This window comes from Chryseobacterium sp. FG46, assembly GCF_057809135.1.
Genome location: NZ_JBMDJJ010000049.1, coordinates 1 through 15,324, shown reverse-complemented (window position 1 = coordinate 15,324; position 15,324 = coordinate 1). Strand labels below are relative to the sequence as shown.

Sequence of the window (15,324 nt, the reverse complement as noted above, 5' to 3'; positions counted from 1 at the left end):
TGATTCCTGTAGAATGTGCAGCAGATTGATACACGTTAGCTAAAGCCATTGCAGGCGATTCTGCTACTACTTTTACGTTGGATTGTGTTACTGCGTCTGTGATTTTTTCGTTAACTGGCATAATGATTATTGTTTATTGGGTTAAAATAACCGGGATTCCGGCTTTAAAAAATGGTTGTATTCTGCGGTATGCAAGAACGGGTTAAGGTTTAAGAATTTTAGCAATTGAGATGGCATCCGCTATGGTATCTTTGCTGTAGATTTGAGAGATTCCTTGCGTAGTGGCTGCTTGTGTAACGATGTTGTGCTGATTTTGGTTGGTCATCGCATTTTCAAACATGATTCCTGTAGAATGTGCAGCTGTTTGATACACATTAGCTAAAGCCATGGCTGGCGATTCTGCTACTACCTTTACGTTCGACTGCGTTACTGCATCTGTGATTTGTTCGTTAACTGGCATAATGATTATTGTTTATTAAGGTTAAAAAACGACCGGATTATCCGGCTGAGAGAATGACTTTTTTCTCAAAAAAGTTTAAAAATTACGGCTTAAGAATCTTGGCAATGGAAACCGCATCTGCTACCGTATCCAGGCTGTAGATCTGCAGAATACCCTGAGTGGTTGCTGCCTGCCCCAGAATGTTCTGCTGGTTTTGTGCATTCACTGCATTTTCAAACATAATTCCTGTAGAATGTGCAGCAGATTGATACACGTTGGCTAGAGCCATTGCAGGAGATTCTCCTACTACTTTCACGTTAGACTGCGTTACTGCGTCTGTGATTTGTTCATTAACTGGCATAATTGTAATTGTTTTTTTTGAGATCTGATCTCGGTTAATAATTATTGAGGTAAACTAGTTTTATGTTTTATCTTTTAAACTCACCACAGATCCTCCAGATGAATAGATTTCAAAGGCATTGGTTGACAGGTTATGAATAAATTAGACTTGAAGGGTGGCTCTGAATACAATGGTTGAAACTCTATCTGTAAAATCTGCGCGAGTTTAAAGCATATTTTTTTTGTAAAAGGATGCGGTTTCTATTTTTAATATCTGTCTTAAAAATAAATTCCTGCTGCAGGTATGCCGGCAATGTCGGATTCCTTTGGGCTAAATATGGATTCTGAATAATTGCTTTTGTACATTGACGGCATCTGAAAAGCGGTGCAAAATAAATGTTGACCTGATTGTATATGCTGAGGGCACCGGATTTCATCTTTGCAGAGAACTAAAACCGCATCCGTAGTTTTTAGAGACTTAGATTAAAAACGTTCTTTTTTAAATGTCTCGAATTGCCTGAGCTTTATATTTTTTGGACTCATTTTTTTTAAGCCCATGACATAATTGCTGATTCCGGTCATCGTATTCCGTTGTTGATTCAGTGCAGCATTGATCTGCATCTGTCCGGTAGAATGGGCACTTACCTGTGTAGAAATAGCTTGCGGCACAGCAGTAGACATTCCTGTAATTATTGCATCAATTTCATTCATATTAATTTTTCTTTTTATGGTTCTATGGTCGGATATTACCAAACCTGGCATTCAGCTTATTCATTCGGTCCATGATTTTGAGCTCTTTCTCCTTTACCTTTGCTGATGAGGCTTCCTGAAGTTTTTTCAGCTGCTCTTCATAGTTCATCACAGGGGTTTCAGGAGGAGCTTGTGTGGCAATCTGAGTCTGGGCAGATTCCTGCTGTTTAACGGCTTCTTCCAGCTTTTCAAGGAGAGGAGCAAGTGACTTCATGGTTTCTTTGATGGCTTTATCTTTGATATAGCTCACGATCTCATCTTCATGTCTTAACACAAAAGGCATGATTTCTTTTTCTACCATTTCAGGTTCCGTTACGGGTACCGGAGGTTTGGGAACAGGAGCTTTTTTGCGGATTCTTCTGCGCATACATATTATTTTAGAGTATTATACAACAGACTACAGCAGATAAGTAATAAATGCAGACGCAGCCTTCCAGTCACGGTTGATTTCTTTCAATACATTATACCCTGTAATTTCCAATGCTACACATGCCGCAATAGTACTGGCAGATAACATTTCTTTCAACTGGTGTGGAGGAAGTGTAAGGATATAATCATCCGGAATGATAAGAGATTTACCAGGTGGAGGCGTTTCGTTCACAACAATACTCAGGATTTCCTGGAAATAATGAGCAATCAGCTTGGAGGCCTGAAATTCCAGTTCCCTTTTTAAGGCTATTGTTTCCTCCTGAGTAGCCAGGTCAGAAATAGCAGCCACATCTACGTCATGTACTGAATATTGTGCTTCACCTGTATCAGATGGAGTGATTGTAATATCTGCTTTAAGGATGCATTTTGATTTTTCAAGATTGACTGTTAGAAGTTTTGAATCATAATCAGGAACAGCAATGTCACTTAAGGTGGTAAGGGGCATAATTCTGACATTACAATAAAATACCTTTGGATCATCCAGTTTGACCATGATCACGGCAATTCCCGTTGATTTATCTATAGGTTCCACCACAAAACACTGAAACTGATTGTATCTTTTACTATTTCTGTTGAGGCAGTTGACCAGCCTTACAGAAGGTTGTATATTAATATTGGATGTTTGAAGATTAAATACAAAACGCTCTGCATTGTTTTCTGTCCTTTTGGCATCTGCACTTTTGGTGTCAAAATAATCATTATCATGGTCTTTGACCAGGTAAAGTCGTTCATTTAAATCGTTTAAACTTTCCAGGTTTAAAATTTTGGCGGGTTTAGTTACTGAGGAATAATTCATCTCTTATTTATTTTAATTTTTTCAATGATTTGGTTGATGATTGTTTTTTTCTTTGGCTTATCTTCAGGCTCTACTGAAGGAATTACTGCTTCTTTAATCTCTGGTTTTACAAGTGGCTGTGTCAGTTTTACGGACTTTAATACTAATTTTCCCCCATGATCAGCCGTGATAAAGCTTTTTCTCATACTTTTCTTTTCTGAGGAGGTTTCTTCCTGAGCAGAATTTACTCGTTTTTTTTTTCAGGATCTTCAGTCTCAGGGATTACTTCCGTATAGGATGGGGGAGAAGGAAGAGCTTCTGAGACCGGAAGCGCGTTGACATTATAAATAGTATTGGAAATTTTAGCTTTTACTTCAGCATAATCACTTACCATTTTGAATAAGTCTTTCATCATTTCATTGCCTTTTCCTGCATCCTGACCCTGAATATTTTCAGCCATCTGAACAGAGGTTTCTTTACTGCCCGGAGCTGGCCCGAAAGGAGTTCCGTAAGTCAGTAGATTATTGGCCAGTCTGCTTAATGCAATAAGGCCTACCTGCTCGAATCCTTTTAAAAAAGACTGTAAATCCTGAACCATCATTCCTGTAGACTGTTCTATCATTACTTTCGTTACTCCGGTCATTGGAGAAGCCTTTGGGGGAGCCAGTACCTCACTGTTCACAAATACTACAGCTTTCTCCGCCGGAGTGGTAGCATTTGCCGCCTGGGATTGTTGGGTTTCACTGTTGTTTTCACTCATGATGGTAAGGTTTTAAATTATCCTTTTAAAATTTTAATGGCATCTGCAACAATCGCAGGGTTGAGCTGGTTCAAGTTCTGCTGGTTTGTCACAGAATTCTGAATGGAAATTCCACTGGCATGGGTGGCCATCTGGTAAAGCATACTCATAGCCTGTGCGGGAGACTCACCAAGTACCGTAACGTTAGTCTGCGTTACTGCATCTGTAGTCTGGGTGTTTACTGTTTCTGCCATATTCTGGTTTTAATGGGGTTACTATTTTTTTTAAATTAAATGTTGACTATGAGATTGTTGATCTCTTTTGTCTGATACAAATTTCATCAAACAAAATAAATCTTCATTAAGGGAAAAAACGGAATTTTAAAAAATAAGGGAATTCTCCTATGAGTGAATTTTTAATTAAGAGTCTTTATTGTATCTGAGAATTTAATTAATAAATACACCAATACATTAACTGGAAATAAGGGAAAACCCCTGGTTTCTGAAAATGGGTAAATCCCCTCTAAACCAGCCACCGCTTTACCTTGAAATTTGTCTGATAACCTATTCTAACATTTAAAATTATATTATGAATAATCAGAACAACGAAGAAGCAGAAGCAGTAATTCCCTTTATCATAGTGCAGCCGGGATATGCAACCGGAGATATGTTTGCCATTGCAGCAACATTGATACACAATCCACAATATCATGTATTGATCTCTACAACAATGGACAAAGACGGAAATGTGACAGATCCTTATGATAACAGCAAATCTATTATAGAATTCTACAGGAACTCCGGAATAGATGAAAGGAGGATACATACTCATAATGTTACAGAAGTGCGGAGTCCCGGGCTGGCAAGTCAGCTTAAAACCAAAGCATTCAATATCATAAAGGAGCAATATAAAAATGATCTCTCAAAAAGAGCATTTGAAAATAAATACTACAAGCCGGTAGGAGAAGGAACTCAGTACATTGCCGAAAACTTTTCCGATAATATGAGAACTGCATTAAGAAACGCATGGGAAATCAATGGAAGCCAGGATGATGCGATAAAAATATGGCTGGAAGAGCAAGGCATACCCACAAGTGGAAATAATCTATTGATTCTATGGTCCCGTTTCAGCGGAAAGGGAGGTGATATTCATATAGAACATGACACCAGTTATTGGGGAATCAAGCAGATTGTACACAGAGTGGCCGACATGTATGATGCCGTTATCATTACCGGAGATAAAGGATATGTGAAAGAAAGAGCAAAGAAATATAATGACACGGCTGATGAGATTAACAGATATTCTCAATCCAGAAAAGTATTCAATATTACAGAATTCTGGAAAGGAAACTCTCCCGCACTGAAAGCATGGGGAGGAAACACCCGTATGGGACAGTTTAAGCTCTATGAGTATTTTGATACACACTTTAAGAATGTAAAACATCTTGGCTTCAGAAGCGGTAATCTGGAAGTAATGGCCATGTTGGGATATCAGGTTCGGTATATGGAAGAAAAAGGAAGTGAAAGTGGAGACAGAATGACAAGCTGGTTTGATACGGGAAGGGGTGAAACAGCGTTAGGGGCTAGAGCAACCGGATATGAAAGACTTGTATTGGCAGAACCTCCTACAAGATCAGGCAAATTTATTCAATATCAGATTCAGGAAATAAACAGAGAAACCCAGGACAACATTAAAAGATTGAAAGAGAGTTATGAGAGTTCAGGGAATCTGGATATAAAAAAACTTGAAAAAGATATAAAAGCAATAGAGCATGTGGGTGAGGCTAAAAAGAAAAGATACGCGGGGCCCGAAATGGCTCCTTCCCGTAAAGATCAAATTCCTCCAACTCCCATACCTAAAAGAGGCAAAGAAAGTTTTTCAGAAGGCTTTAGCGAACGTGATATGGATACTATTCTCAGCTATTTACAACCTTCAGACTGGGTAGAAAGAGAAACAGGATATCAACGGATTATAGGGCAACGAAATAAAAGTTATGAAAGACTATTGGAGAGTTCCGAAAAAATAGGTTAAAATAAATCTAAGATCCTATAAAAGAAACAGCATTTTGTATCCGTACAGAATGCTGTTGTATTATATTACTATTAAAAAATGTAAATTAGCTGACGAAAATTAATCGGAAGGCATACTATGTCCAAGCTAAAAGCCATAAGAGAACAAAAAAATCTGACTCAGGAAGAACTGTCAGAAAAATCAAAAATATCTGTAAGAACCATTCAACGTATAGAAGCAGGAACAGAACCTAAAGGACATACGCTCAGAGTACTGGCACAGACTTTAGGAATAGAAGAGTTTGAATTACAGCAGGAACAGCCTCAAGTACTTTCAGAAGTAAATGAAGGGGAAATAGAAGTAAAAGAAGAAGAGAATCCAATCAACTATTCTTATATTAAAATCATTAATCTTTCCTCATTAATCTTTACCCTTTTACCTCCACTGAATATTTTTGTTCCGCTCATACTCATGCACAGTATGAAACAGAGAAACAGTCTGGCAAGGCAGATTATTTCGGTTCAGATGATCTGGACAGTAATGGCTCCCATTAGCTTCATGCTCGGAATCTTTTTAAAGTTCGGAAAACAGTTTACCCTGATCCTTATGATTCTGATTGTGCTTTCCAATGTGTTGATTATCCTTCGCAATGCAGCAGAAATCGATAAAAATAAAAAACTCTATTTCAGGTTGAAATTCAGCATGATATAAATCCTGTCAGGGCTTTGTCGGGTTTTTGTCGGGTTCATTTTTAGCAGAAAAACAAAATGAAATTGAATCTTTGTCAAAAAAAATAACAATGACAAAGTCTTCAAGGTTTATCCTTCCTTTTTTAATTCTGGTTGTGAACATCATGCAGGCACAGACAGAAAAAACGGATCCTCTTTACAAAACCATTATATCGAAAGACAGCCTGTTTTTTTCTGTGGGCTACAATACCTGCAACACGAAGCAGATGGAAAGTCTGTTGAGTGACAGCTTTGAATTTTATCACGATAAAGGCGGCTTCGAGGACAGGAAAAATTTTATCACTGACTTTAAAAACGGATTATGCAAATCTCCGGAAACCTATCAGATAAAAAGAATCCTGGTTGATAAAAGCACAGAAATTTATCCTATGTATAAAGGCGGAAAGATCTACGCAGCCATTCAGAACGGGGATCATCTGTTTTATGAAAAAATGGGGAGTCAGGCTGAGAAATTAGTCGGGGAAGCAAAATTTACCCATTTATGGATATTGGAAAATGCTGAGTGGAAGCTTAAAAATTCATTGAGTTTTAATCACCATCCGAAGCAGACTACCGACAATGAAACCATGTTTGATAACGATCAGTCGATGCAAAGCTGGCTGAAAGAAAACAATGTTCCTGCTCTGGGACTGGGAATTATCGAAGATGAGAAGCTAAAGCAGGTAAAAGTTTTTGGCGAGATAAAGAAAGGAATTTCGGCACCTTCCAATACCTTATTCAATGTAGCATCTCTCACCAAACCTGTTACAGCAATGGTTGCCTTACGATTGATAAGTCTTGGGAAATGGAAGCTTGATGAGCCTTTAGATGCATACTGGACTGATCCTGATATTGCGGCTGATCCAAGGCATACCCAATTAACCACCAGATTGATCCTGAGCCATCAGACTGGCTTTCCCAACTGGAGATGGATGAATGCAGATAAAAAGCTGAATTTTCAGTTTGATCCCGGCACAAAATACCAATACTCAGGTGAAGGTTTTGAATACCTTCGGAAGGCTCTGGAAAAGAAATTTGGAAAATCACTCGATCAGCTTGCGAAAGAACTTATTTTTCAGCCACTCAGGATGAATGATACCAATTATGTTTGGGATCAGAATACCGATGAATCAAGATTTGCCATAGGATATGATAAAGATGGTAAAGCTTACCCAACCGGGAAAAATAAAACAGCTAATGCCGCCGATGATCTCCATACCACGATAACAGATTACGGGAATTTTATGGTCAGTGTCATGAAAGGGAAGAATCTGAAACCGGAAATTTTTCAGGAAATGATCAGAAAACAGGTAAAAACAAAAGAAAATAAATACTTCGGATTGGGATTCGAAATCTATGATCTCGGAAATGGTGATTATGCCTTATCCCACAGCGGTGCCGATCTTGGCACGCAGTGTATTACCATCGTATTGCCCAATTCAGGAAAAGGAATTGTAATTTTTACCAATGTAGATGATGGTTATAAAGTGTATGAGAAGCTGGTTCTACATTATCTGGGTAAGGAAGGAAAGAAGATCGTAGAGACAGAAACCAGATAACTGTTTATACAATAAAAATATTTGTGTAATCGGGGTATCAATATGAAAATGAGTGAAATAGGTAAGTGTTTGTTTTCAGGATGAAATGGTATGAACAGAAGTAAAACGAAAGCTATGTGGCAATATTATATTATCCTTGCAGCAGGAGTCATTCAGTAATAGGAGGAGGTTATTTTATTGCAGAGCTGTTTTTGAAATAACCTCACCCTTTGTATTTCTATTTTACTTTCTCAAGGAGGTATAATTTAGCTCCGGAAAACCCTAATTTGGGCATCAGATTGCCTTCCAGAACCATTGTTTTATTGGTGACATCTATCACAGAAATATAATTGCTGGAATTGTATTCTATATAATTTTCCTTTTCTTTGGTGGAAGGATTTTTTCCAAACTCCATAGAATATTTCACCCAATCTTCATCCTGTGTGCTGCAGTGCACCGGCTTGAATTTAGACTTTTTAGCCTTGAAAACAATCTGGTCAAAACCTTCCGTACATTCCGAAGTAAATGAGCCATCAGGATTCTGATCCTTTGAAAAGTCCTCAAAAGAACCACGATAAACACCCACTACTTTCCACGTACCATCCAAACGGTCTTCATCTATTTTTCCCTTCGCCTTGCTTACTGCCCAGCTGATTCCGTTTACTGTACCTTTTACCGCTTTATAACTTAAGTTTACTGCACCTGATACTACTTTTGTAGCAGTTCTTACCACACAGGATTGGAGAACAAATACAGCCGAAGCCAGCAATAGGAATTTCTTCATTTTGTCAATTTTTTAAGGTACGAAGATAGGGCTTTTGAAAAAAATGAGGGATTTCAGAAGACTTTTCATGTTGTTGAGGAAAAACACATATAGTCTTTGTTCAATCTATCCGGGTCGTCAACAGAAATTTAGCTTCCATCAAAATAATGGGCAAGATCAGATATGCTTTTGATATGAAGTTCTTCTGCCTGCTTTCTTCGCATCATCAGAGCATAGGCATTGTTAAACCCCAACGGTTTCAGCCATTGGATCCCATATTGTTTTTGAAACTCTGAATTCACATACTGATAGGTGATGCCGGGACTTTTGGAAACATTTCTGATGGTCTCTGCTGTAGGTTTTAAAAGCACCAGAAGCCCAGTTCCCGTATATTCAGGATAAAAGTCTATGGCATCATTCATTAAGGCATCAAAACATATTTTTGTTCCCCCTAAACCCGTTTTCGTTTCCACTTTATAATCTGTATACCCTTCAATAAGCATAGTATACATTTCTGCGAGAATATATTGTTCACCAAAGATTTTTGAACCAATTCTCACAGTTCCTGCATTTCCTTTTCCTGGGCTTTTATACAGATTATTTCTGATGAGAAAATCCTTTGCAATCTTTTCAGGATTCTGATGCAGATGATCAGCTCTGTAATTCAGGTCCGTCATGATAGAATCATTGAACTTCCCGGCCAATAGATTTAAGGTTTTTTCCAATTCCGGAAATTTTTTCAGCGTTTTGGTTTTGATGATGGGAGCTGCATAATAAGGCGGAAATATTTTTTTATCATCATTCAGTACATACAGATCATAAGCTTTGATTCTGCCATCTGTAGAATATCCGCTGATAAGATCCAGCTCATTCTCATAAGCAGCCTTATACATAATCGCATCACTTACCACAAGGGGATTAACGCTAAGCCCGTATACTGAACGAAGCCCGATGTCCCCATCCTGTCTACCCATAAATTCCGGTGTAAAACCCGCCTTAATTGTCCGGTGTGATACAAAAGTCAGAAGATAGCCTGCTCCCAGAATAATAAGGATAACAGGAAGAATATATTTCAGTTTTTGAAAGAAACGGTAACCTGATTTCTGGATCATGGCAATGAACTGATCCAGAAAAACAGCCAATAATGCTGCCGGAATGGCTCCAGCCATGATCATATTCGTATTGTTGAGTGAAATGCCTCCGAAGATAAACTCTCCCAAACCACCTGCTGCCACAAAAGAAGCCAGTGTAGCCACTCCTACATTAATTACAGCAGCAGTCCTGATACCGGCAATGATAACCGGCATGGCCAAAGGAAGTTTTACCTTAAAAAGAAGCTGGCTTTTGTTCATCCCCATTGCTTTAGCAGCTTCAATCACTGCGGGATCTACACCCATAATTCCGGTATAGGTATTCCGGATAATGGGAAGAAGAGCATAGATCAATAAAGCAGCAATGGCAGGCTTCGGACCAATGCCGAAAACAGGAATCATAAATCCCAGCAATGCAATACTCGGAATGGTCTGTAAAATACCGGCAATGCCCAGCACCGGGCTGGAAAGTCTTTTTTTTCTGGAAATAAGTATTCCTAAAGGCACTCCAACAAGGATGGCCAAAAGCAAAGACAAAAACGTAAGCCCGAGATGCTGAATGATCTGGGTGGTGAGCTTTTCCTGCTGTTCAGCAATAAAATGCCAAAAACTCTGTTGCTGCGTCATACCATCTGTGATTTTCTATACTGATTAAACGCTCTGACCAGTTGCTCGTAAACCTCAGCGTTTTGGTGATCAGAACTCAATTGCTGTAAAATATCCCACACACTTGCATTGGATGTACTGTATGGCCTTAAGTATGAATTTTCCGGAGGGAGAAAAGGGCTGATATGATGTAGAGCCGTTACCTTATATTCCAGTAAAAGCCTGTTTTCAGCAAAAAAATTGCGCACAAAATGGGTTGCAGGATGGTAAAGCATTTCCCTGGGAGTACCCATCTGTACAATTTTTCCCTGATCCATCAGACATATCCGGTGGCCCAGCTCAAAGGCTTCCTGTACATCATGGGTAACCAATATGATGGTTTTGCTTTTAAGTTCTTCCAACGATTTAAATTCCGAATGAATATCAGCCCTGGTAATATTATCGAGTGCTCCGAAAGGTTCGTCCATCAGCAAAACAGGGTTGTCTGCAATCAGTGCTCTGGCAATGCCTGCCCGTTGCTGCTGTCCGCCGCTTAATTCATGAGGAAATCGTGAAAGTATCTCTTCAGAAAGGTGAAGCTTGGCCAAAAGCTCATATGTTTTTCTTTCTGTTTTCTTTTTGTCCCATTTCAATAGCTCAGGAACTACCGCAATATTCTGCTGAATGGTATAATGGGGAAATAACCCCGAATGCTGCATGACAAAACCAATTCCCATTCTCAGTTCTTCGGCTTTCTGATCACGGATGTTTTTGCCATCTATGAAAATATTTCCGGAATCTGCTTCTATGAGACGGTTGATCATCTTAAGTGTGGTCGTTTTTCCGCACCCGCTGGTTCCTAAAAGAACAAGGATCTCCTGATCAAGTGCCTGAAAAGAAATTTGATCTACTGCTTTTTTTCCGTTGAAGCTCTTTGAAATGGATTCTAATGTGATCATCGGTGAAAAATTACTGGGCAAGTCTTATTCCTGTGAACTGCCATTTTAAATTAGGCTGAAAAAAATTACGGTATGTATTTCTGCTGTGTCCCGGGGGAGTAGCTTCTGAAGCCCCTCTCAAAACCATTTGGTTGATCATGAATTTTCCGTTGTACTCACCTACAGCTCCTGCTTCTTTCTTAAAATGAGGGTAAGGCAGATAAGCAGAATTTGTCCATTCCCAGCGTGTTCCCCAGTCAAAATAATCCGAAGCCGTTTCCCATTCTTCTTCAGTGGGCAGACGCATTCCTTTCCAGGAGGCAAAAGCAGAGGCTTCATAGAAATTGATGTGGCACAATGGGGCATGAGGGTCTATTTCCTGTAAGCCGTGGAGTGTGTAATACATCCATTGGTCTTCAATATAATGCCAGTACAGTGGAGATTTTGCGGAATTCTGTTTCACCCAGTCCCATCCTTCAGCATGCCAGTATCTGAAATCTTCATATCCGCCTGCTTTCATAAATTCTAAATATTCACTATTGGTAACGAGCCGGCTGGCAATTTCAAAGTCTGTAAGATATACTTTATGCCTTCCCAGTTCATTATCAAAGCAAAATCCATCTCCTTTAAATCCAATTTCATAGATGCCTTCAGAAAACCTCACCATTTCCAGATCTCCGGAGTTCATTTGTCCGGATTTTTCTTTTGTATAGGCTGGGAAAAGCGGATTATGTCCCAAAATATATTTAATATCGGTAATTAATAACTCCTGATGCTGCTGCTCATGGTTAAGCCCCAGTTCCAAAAGCGGTTTAAGGGCTTCTGTCAGAAATGAGCTTTCAAGAAAAGCTTCCATATGCTCATCTACATATTTTCGATATTGATACACCTCTGAAACAGAAGGACGGCTGAGGTTTCCGCGGTCGGTCCGGATCACCCGCGCTCCGATAGTCTCATAGTAGCTGTTGAAAACAAAATTATACTGCGGATCAAAAACCTTGTAATCCGGAAAATGCGGGGTAAGAATGAAGGTTTCAAAAAACCAGGTGGTATGGCCAAGATGCCATTTCGGAGGGCTTACATCTACAATCGGCTGTACCACATAATCTTCTATTTCCAGTGGGACACAGATTTCTTCAGAACGTCTGCGGATGTCCATATACTTTTTAGTAATATCTTTTGTGATGATCTCTGGGGTCATGTCTTTTAGTTTTTAATGATTGAAGTTCAATGAAAGAAGTATATTTTATTTTTTCACTTTTGCAGATGCGCTGTGTGTATCATCTCTTTTTATTGTACCTGCCAGATGGTATCTACAAACCATTTTTTAGAATCATTGATCTCTCCTGTGATGGTAAAACCCGTTTTTTGGGCTAATTCCCTGATTTTTTCGGAAGAAAATTTTTGTGAAATTTCCATATCGATCAATTCGTTTTCTTCAAAAGAAATCCTGGTATTGTCAATAGTCACATCCTGTCTGATAAGGCTTATCAGAAAACTTCTGCAGGCTCCCGTAACAGGATCATAAGTCTGGTAATGCTGAAATTGGTTCAGATCAAAATTACCGCCCAGTTCATTGTTGATTCGGGTAAGAAGATTAAGGTTAAAAGAAGCGGTAATTCCTTCTTTATCATTATAGGCATTCAGGATAATATGCGGATTTTTCTTTAGGTCAAAACCTACCAGGACACGATCTTTTTGAGATAAATTTTTATTCAGATGCAGACAGAAATCTTCGGCCTCTTCCAGAGTCATATTCCCGATATTACTTCCCAGAAATAACACAACTTTTCTCCGGTCAGATAATGAAGCTGCTTTTTGAAGCATTTCAAAATAATCTCCTTCCAGACAGGTTATTTTGATGTCCGGAAACTGGCTGCTCAGTTTTTCATGAAGTATGGAAAGAATATTTCCTGAGATATCAATCGGCATATAAGTAAAGCTAACCCCTTTCCTGATCAGCTTTTCAAATAAATAGGTGGATTTCATGGCGTCTCCTGCCCCTAATTCAATCAGGTCAAAAGATTCGTTTCCGGGAATAAGGAGATCAATAAGTTCATCTGTTTTATTCTTGAAAATATCCAGTTCACAACGGGTCAGATAATAGGAAGGCATATCCATAATTTGCTGAAAAAGAAGATCACCTATCTTATCGTAAAAATATTTTGAAGATAATTTTTTAGGAGTATTTTTAAGTCCGTTCAAAATATCTGAACGGAAATGATCAGCATTCTTTTCAGTCTTAGATTGTGGGTCCAGCTGTACATTCATAAGTATTATTTTGTGTGATTTTGTAGATTATTGCAATTATCCTGCCTTTTACAGCATGGATTTTTTTGAATAGATCTAACTAAATATAAACAATTTTACTTTTAATAGAATGATAATATTGATGTTTTTAACAGATGTGGTACTTTTTTATCCATCATGAATTATTCCGGCAGAAAGATGGTGTAAGGGTTATAAAGCTTTAGCAGATAGAAAGAACCTAAGGATTTAAACATTTAACATTTTGCTATTTTAAATTTTGTTAATCCCAGCAGGAGCGACAGCCCACGCTCGTAACTGACTAAAAAGGAGGTTGTCTCAAAAGTATCATTCTGAATGAAATGCAACGTAATGAATAATCTCATTGGTTTGATTATCAATAAGATTTTTCCTGAGTCATAATGACAAAGTCAGATTATTTAACTTTTGAGGCAGCCACTTTATTATTTAAAGCTAGCTTTCAAAACCCTCTTCAACCTTTAGTTTATTCACCAGAGGATTGGCATACATGGCCAGGAAGTACTCTCTGGAAACAGGATCTGAAGGATCAATACGCATTTCAAGCCTGCGGACAAATAACTGTTTTTCCTGTTCTGTGTATTTGGAAGCGTAAGTGTTTGTTTTGTGCAGAAGATCATAAGCAATGTACTTGGTTGGCCAAAGCTTATAATTACTGATGATGGAGCGGTCAATTACCTGTGCAATGGCCTGCAGCTGTTTATTTTTGTTGTCAATGGCAGCTGCTATTTCATCCAGTTCTTTGTCCAGGACATCACCTGCATGGAGGTGGATGCGTTTCTTTTGTCCCAGAATTCCGCTGATGATATTGGTGAAATCTTCGTTTTTACCTTTAATGTATTCCTCATCCCTGTGCTGTGCCAGCAGTTGAGGCATTTTTAAGGAATCCGTAGGATCATACTCATAGGAGATGGAGACCGGAACAATCTTTAATGTTTTAAAATAATCTATAACAGATTGATCTCCGGCTGCCATGGCAAGCATTTTCAAAACACCCTGCTGGGTAGAATCGTTACCGTTTTTGGTACGGCCTTCACGCTGGGCAATCCATACAGAACGGTTTTCCTGAAGGAGCAACTCTTTAATATACTCAGACATTGTCTGTGAACTTGTCAGCTGTTCGCGAAGCGGAAGACCTCTTTGTACCAGGAAGTTCCGGTTCAGTTTAGCCAGTATGTTTAAGAATTTTTTGCGGACAAGATTATCTCCAATGGCAGAAGCTGTCATTACATAACCGCCTTCCAGCAGTACAAGATTAAGCAATGAAGTATCCAGAACAATATCCCTGTGGTTTGAGATGAAAAGGTAAGAAGTGTTTTTATCCAGCTTATCAAATCCTGAAGTCGTTAAACCGTCAGAACTTTTTGCAAGGATCTGGCGAACGGCATAGGCTACAAACTGATGCTGAAAATCACTGATGGAATGAACATTTTTAAACTGTTCCATCCAAACCTGCTCATTTGTATCAGGAAAAGTAAAATTCATAAAGGCTTTCATCATGGGATCAAGGGCGATGCTCTGTAATCTCTCATTCACTTCCTGATCATAGAAATACCGGATTTCATCAAACTTAGACATGCGGTTGGGTAAAAATTAAAACTTTTTGCAAAAGAACGAAAATTTATCGGGGGAGAGGCTATAAAGGGTGTTAAAGTATTATGAGAGGCGTAAGAGTTGGTTGAAATAGCTGTGCAATAAGTATCATGACATATTCGTTCATTCTCCCACCTTGTCATTCTAAAGAATCTAAACTGCTTATTTTATCATCATTTATCCTCAGAAAGCTTTCTGTGGCTGGATTCCTACAGAATAACAAACGTTGTGGATAGCCTACGCGGATAGTTTGTATGGTGATCCGAAGTAGATAAGTATCATTCCATGCATCATCATGCGCCCACCTTGTCATTCCGCAGG

The 15,324-nt window shown here is 38.8% G+C and carries 19 protein-coding genes; 3 read left to right on the top strand and 16 right to left on the bottom strand.

Going from position 1 to position 15,324, the window contains the following annotated elements; translation table 11 throughout:
* From ACODR7_RS20840 to ACODR7_RS20800, 9 genes are all read right to left on the bottom strand, one after another.
* Window positions 1-121 (bottom strand): RebB family R body protein (locus ACODR7_RS20840; RefSeq protein ID WP_488842125.1); only part of this gene is annotated, 121 nt, incomplete at its 3' end.
* A gap of 81 nt (window positions 122-202) precedes the next feature.
* Window positions 203-460 (bottom strand): RebB family R body protein, encoded by a 258-nt coding sequence (locus ACODR7_RS20835; RefSeq protein WP_488842123.1) that lies wholly within the window; start codon window positions 458-460, stop codon window positions 203-205.
* A gap of 82 nt (window positions 461-542) precedes the next feature.
* On the bottom strand, window positions 543-800 hold the full coding sequence (locus ACODR7_RS20830) for a RebB family R body protein (protein ID WP_047378383.1): 258 nt from the start codon (window positions 798-800) through the stop codon (window positions 543-545).
* A 461-nt stretch (window positions 801-1,261) separates the two neighbouring features.
* Entirely contained in the window at window positions 1,262-1,489 is a 228-nt protein-coding gene (locus tag ACODR7_RS20825) for a hypothetical protein (RefSeq protein WP_488842121.1), read from the bottom strand.
* Window positions 1,490-1,511: 22 nt separating this feature from the next.
* Window positions 1,512-1,895 carry a hypothetical protein gene (locus ACODR7_RS20820; protein WP_488842119.1) on the bottom strand — a complete coding sequence of 128 codons (384 nt, stop codon included), beginning with the start codon at window positions 1,893-1,895 and terminating at the stop codon, window positions 1,512-1,514.
* 30 nt (window positions 1,896-1,925) lie between these two features.
* Window positions 1,926-2,753, bottom strand: a complete 828-nt coding sequence (locus ACODR7_RS20815) for a hypothetical protein (RefSeq protein ID WP_488842117.1) — start codon at window positions 2,751-2,753, stop codon at window positions 1,926-1,928.
* Window positions 2,750-2,938, bottom strand: a complete 189-nt coding sequence (locus ACODR7_RS20810) for a hypothetical protein (protein WP_209788652.1) — start codon at window positions 2,936-2,938, stop codon at window positions 2,750-2,752. The genes ACODR7_RS20815 and ACODR7_RS20810 overlap by 4 nt, the downstream gene beginning before the upstream one ends.
* Window positions 2,939-2,976: 38 nt before the next feature.
* Window positions 2,977-3,492, bottom strand: a complete 516-nt coding sequence (locus ACODR7_RS20805; protein ID WP_488842115.1) for a hypothetical protein — start codon at window positions 3,490-3,492, stop codon at window positions 2,977-2,979.
* A gap of 17 nt (window positions 3,493-3,509) precedes the next feature.
* A complete protein-coding gene (locus ACODR7_RS20800; RefSeq protein WP_034697211.1) occupies window positions 3,510-3,725 on the bottom strand; it encodes a RebB family R body protein in 216 nt (71 codons plus the stop codon).
* Between the two features lie 334 nt (window positions 3,726-4,059).
* On the opposite strand from ACODR7_RS20800, the gene ACODR7_RS20795 reads away from it, so the two are divergent.
* The 3 genes from ACODR7_RS20795 to ACODR7_RS20785 all read left to right on the top strand — a co-directional run bounded on the left by ACODR7_RS20795 (window position 4,060) and on the right by ACODR7_RS20785 (window position 7,768).
* A complete protein-coding gene (locus ACODR7_RS20795) occupies window positions 4,060-5,502 on the top strand; it encodes a hypothetical protein (protein WP_488842113.1) in 1,443 nt (480 codons plus the stop codon).
* Between the two features lie 117 nt (window positions 5,503-5,619).
* On the top strand, window positions 5,620-6,192 hold the full coding sequence (locus ACODR7_RS20790) for a helix-turn-helix domain-containing protein (RefSeq protein WP_488842110.1): 573 nt from the start codon (window positions 5,620-5,622) through the stop codon (window positions 6,190-6,192).
* Window positions 6,193-6,280: 88 nt separating this feature from the next.
* On the top strand, window positions 6,281-7,768 hold the full coding sequence (locus ACODR7_RS20785) for a serine hydrolase domain-containing protein (protein WP_488842108.1): 1,488 nt from the start codon (window positions 6,281-6,283) through the stop codon (window positions 7,766-7,768).
* 217 nt (window positions 7,769-7,985) lie between these two features.
* Here ACODR7_RS20785 and ACODR7_RS20780 read toward each other — a convergent pair whose 3' ends face one another.
* From ACODR7_RS20780 to ACODR7_RS20750, 7 genes are all read right to left on the bottom strand, one after another.
* Window positions 7,986-8,531 carry a hypothetical protein gene (locus ACODR7_RS20780; protein ID WP_488842106.1) on the bottom strand — a complete coding sequence of 182 codons (546 nt, stop codon included), beginning with the start codon at window positions 8,529-8,531 and terminating at the stop codon, window positions 7,986-7,988.
* Between the two features lie 128 nt (window positions 8,532-8,659).
* Window positions 8,660-10,228, bottom strand: a complete 1,569-nt coding sequence (locus ACODR7_RS20775; RefSeq protein WP_488842104.1) for an ABC transporter permease/substrate-binding protein — start codon at window positions 10,226-10,228, stop codon at window positions 8,660-8,662.
* On the bottom strand, window positions 10,225-11,145 hold the full coding sequence (locus tag ACODR7_RS20770) for an ABC transporter ATP-binding protein (protein WP_488842102.1): 921 nt from the start codon (window positions 11,143-11,145) through the stop codon (window positions 10,225-10,227). Before ACODR7_RS20770 ends, ACODR7_RS20775 begins: the two co-directional genes overlap by 4 nt.
* A gap of 10 nt (window positions 11,146-11,155) precedes the next feature.
* Window positions 11,156-12,325: an ergothioneine biosynthesis protein EgtB gene (gene egtB / locus ACODR7_RS20765; protein ID WP_488842100.1), complete on the bottom strand. Its 1,170-nt coding sequence runs from the start codon at window positions 12,323-12,325 to the stop codon at window positions 11,156-11,158.
* Window positions 12,326-12,414: 89 nt separating this feature from the next.
* The gene (locus ACODR7_RS20760; RefSeq protein WP_488842099.1) at window positions 12,415-13,395 is read right to left on the bottom strand and encodes an L-histidine N(alpha)-methyltransferase; all 981 of its coding nucleotides are present in this window, start codon (window positions 13,393-13,395) and stop codon (window positions 12,415-12,417) included.
* Window positions 13,396-13,845: 450 nt separating this feature from the next.
* Window positions 13,846-14,988 (bottom strand): 1-acyl-sn-glycerol-3-phosphate acyltransferase, encoded by a 1,143-nt coding sequence (locus ACODR7_RS20755; protein ID WP_488842097.1) that lies wholly within the window; start codon window positions 14,986-14,988, stop codon window positions 13,846-13,848.
* Between the two features lie 154 nt (window positions 14,989-15,142).
* Window positions 15,143-15,324 (bottom strand): hypothetical protein (locus tag ACODR7_RS20750; RefSeq protein ID WP_488842095.1); only part of this gene is annotated, 182 nt, incomplete at its 5' end.

Bases quoted from the DNA above. Each gene is read 5' to 3' on its own strand.
- ACODR7_RS20835 (WP_488842123.1), bottom strand. From the start codon at position 460: ATGCCAGTTAACGAACAAATCACAGATGCAGTAACGCAGTCGAACGTA.
- ACODR7_RS20830 (WP_047378383.1), bottom strand. From the start codon at position 800: ATGCCAGTTAATGAACAAATCACAGACGCAGTAACGCAGTCTAACGTG.
- ACODR7_RS20825 (WP_488842121.1), bottom strand. From the start codon at position 1,489: ATGAATGAAATTGATGCAATAATTACAGGAATGTCTACTGCTGTGCCG.
- ACODR7_RS20820 (WP_488842119.1), bottom strand. From the start codon at position 1,895: ATGCGCAGAAGAATCCGCAAAAAAGCTCCTGTTCCCAAACCTCCGGTA.
- ACODR7_RS20815 (WP_488842117.1), bottom strand. From the start codon at position 2,753: ATGAATTATTCCTCAGTAACTAAACCCGCCAAAATTTTAAACCTGGAA.
- ACODR7_RS20810 (WP_209788652.1), bottom strand. From the start codon at position 2,938: ATGAGAAAAAGCTTTATCACGGCTGATCATGGGGGAAAATTAGTATTA.
- ACODR7_RS20805 (WP_488842115.1), bottom strand. From the start codon at position 3,492: ATGAGTGAAAACAACAGTGAAACCCAACAATCCCAGGCGGCAAATGCT.
- ACODR7_RS20800 (WP_034697211.1), bottom strand. From the start codon at position 3,725: ATGGCAGAAACAGTAAACACCCAGACTACAGATGCAGTAACGCAGACT.
- ACODR7_RS20795 (WP_488842113.1), top strand. From the start codon at position 4,060: ATGAATAATCAGAACAACGAAGAAGCAGAAGCAGTAATTCCCTTTATC.
- ACODR7_RS20790 (WP_488842110.1), top strand. From the start codon at position 5,620: ATGTCCAAGCTAAAAGCCATAAGAGAACAAAAAAATCTGACTCAGGAA.
- ACODR7_RS20785 (WP_488842108.1), top strand. From the start codon at position 6,281: ATGACAAAGTCTTCAAGGTTTATCCTTCCTTTTTTAATTCTGGTTGTG.
- ACODR7_RS20780 (WP_488842106.1), bottom strand. From the start codon at position 8,531: ATGAAGAAATTCCTATTGCTGGCTTCGGCTGTATTTGTTCTCCAATCC.
- ACODR7_RS20775 (WP_488842104.1), bottom strand. From the start codon at position 10,228: ATGACGCAGCAACAGAGTTTTTGGCATTTTATTGCTGAACAGCAGGAA.
- ACODR7_RS20770 (WP_488842102.1), bottom strand. From the start codon at position 11,145: ATGATCACATTAGAATCCATTTCAAAGAGCTTCAACGGAAAAAAAGCA.
- egtB (WP_488842100.1), bottom strand. From the start codon at position 12,325: ATGACCCCAGAGATCATCACAAAAGATATTACTAAAAAGTATATGGAC.
- ACODR7_RS20760 (WP_488842099.1), bottom strand. From the start codon at position 13,395: ATGAATGTACAGCTGGACCCACAATCTAAGACTGAAAAGAATGCTGAT.
- ACODR7_RS20755 (WP_488842097.1), bottom strand. From the start codon at position 14,988: ATGTCTAAGTTTGATGAAATCCGGTATTTCTATGATCAGGAAGTGAAT.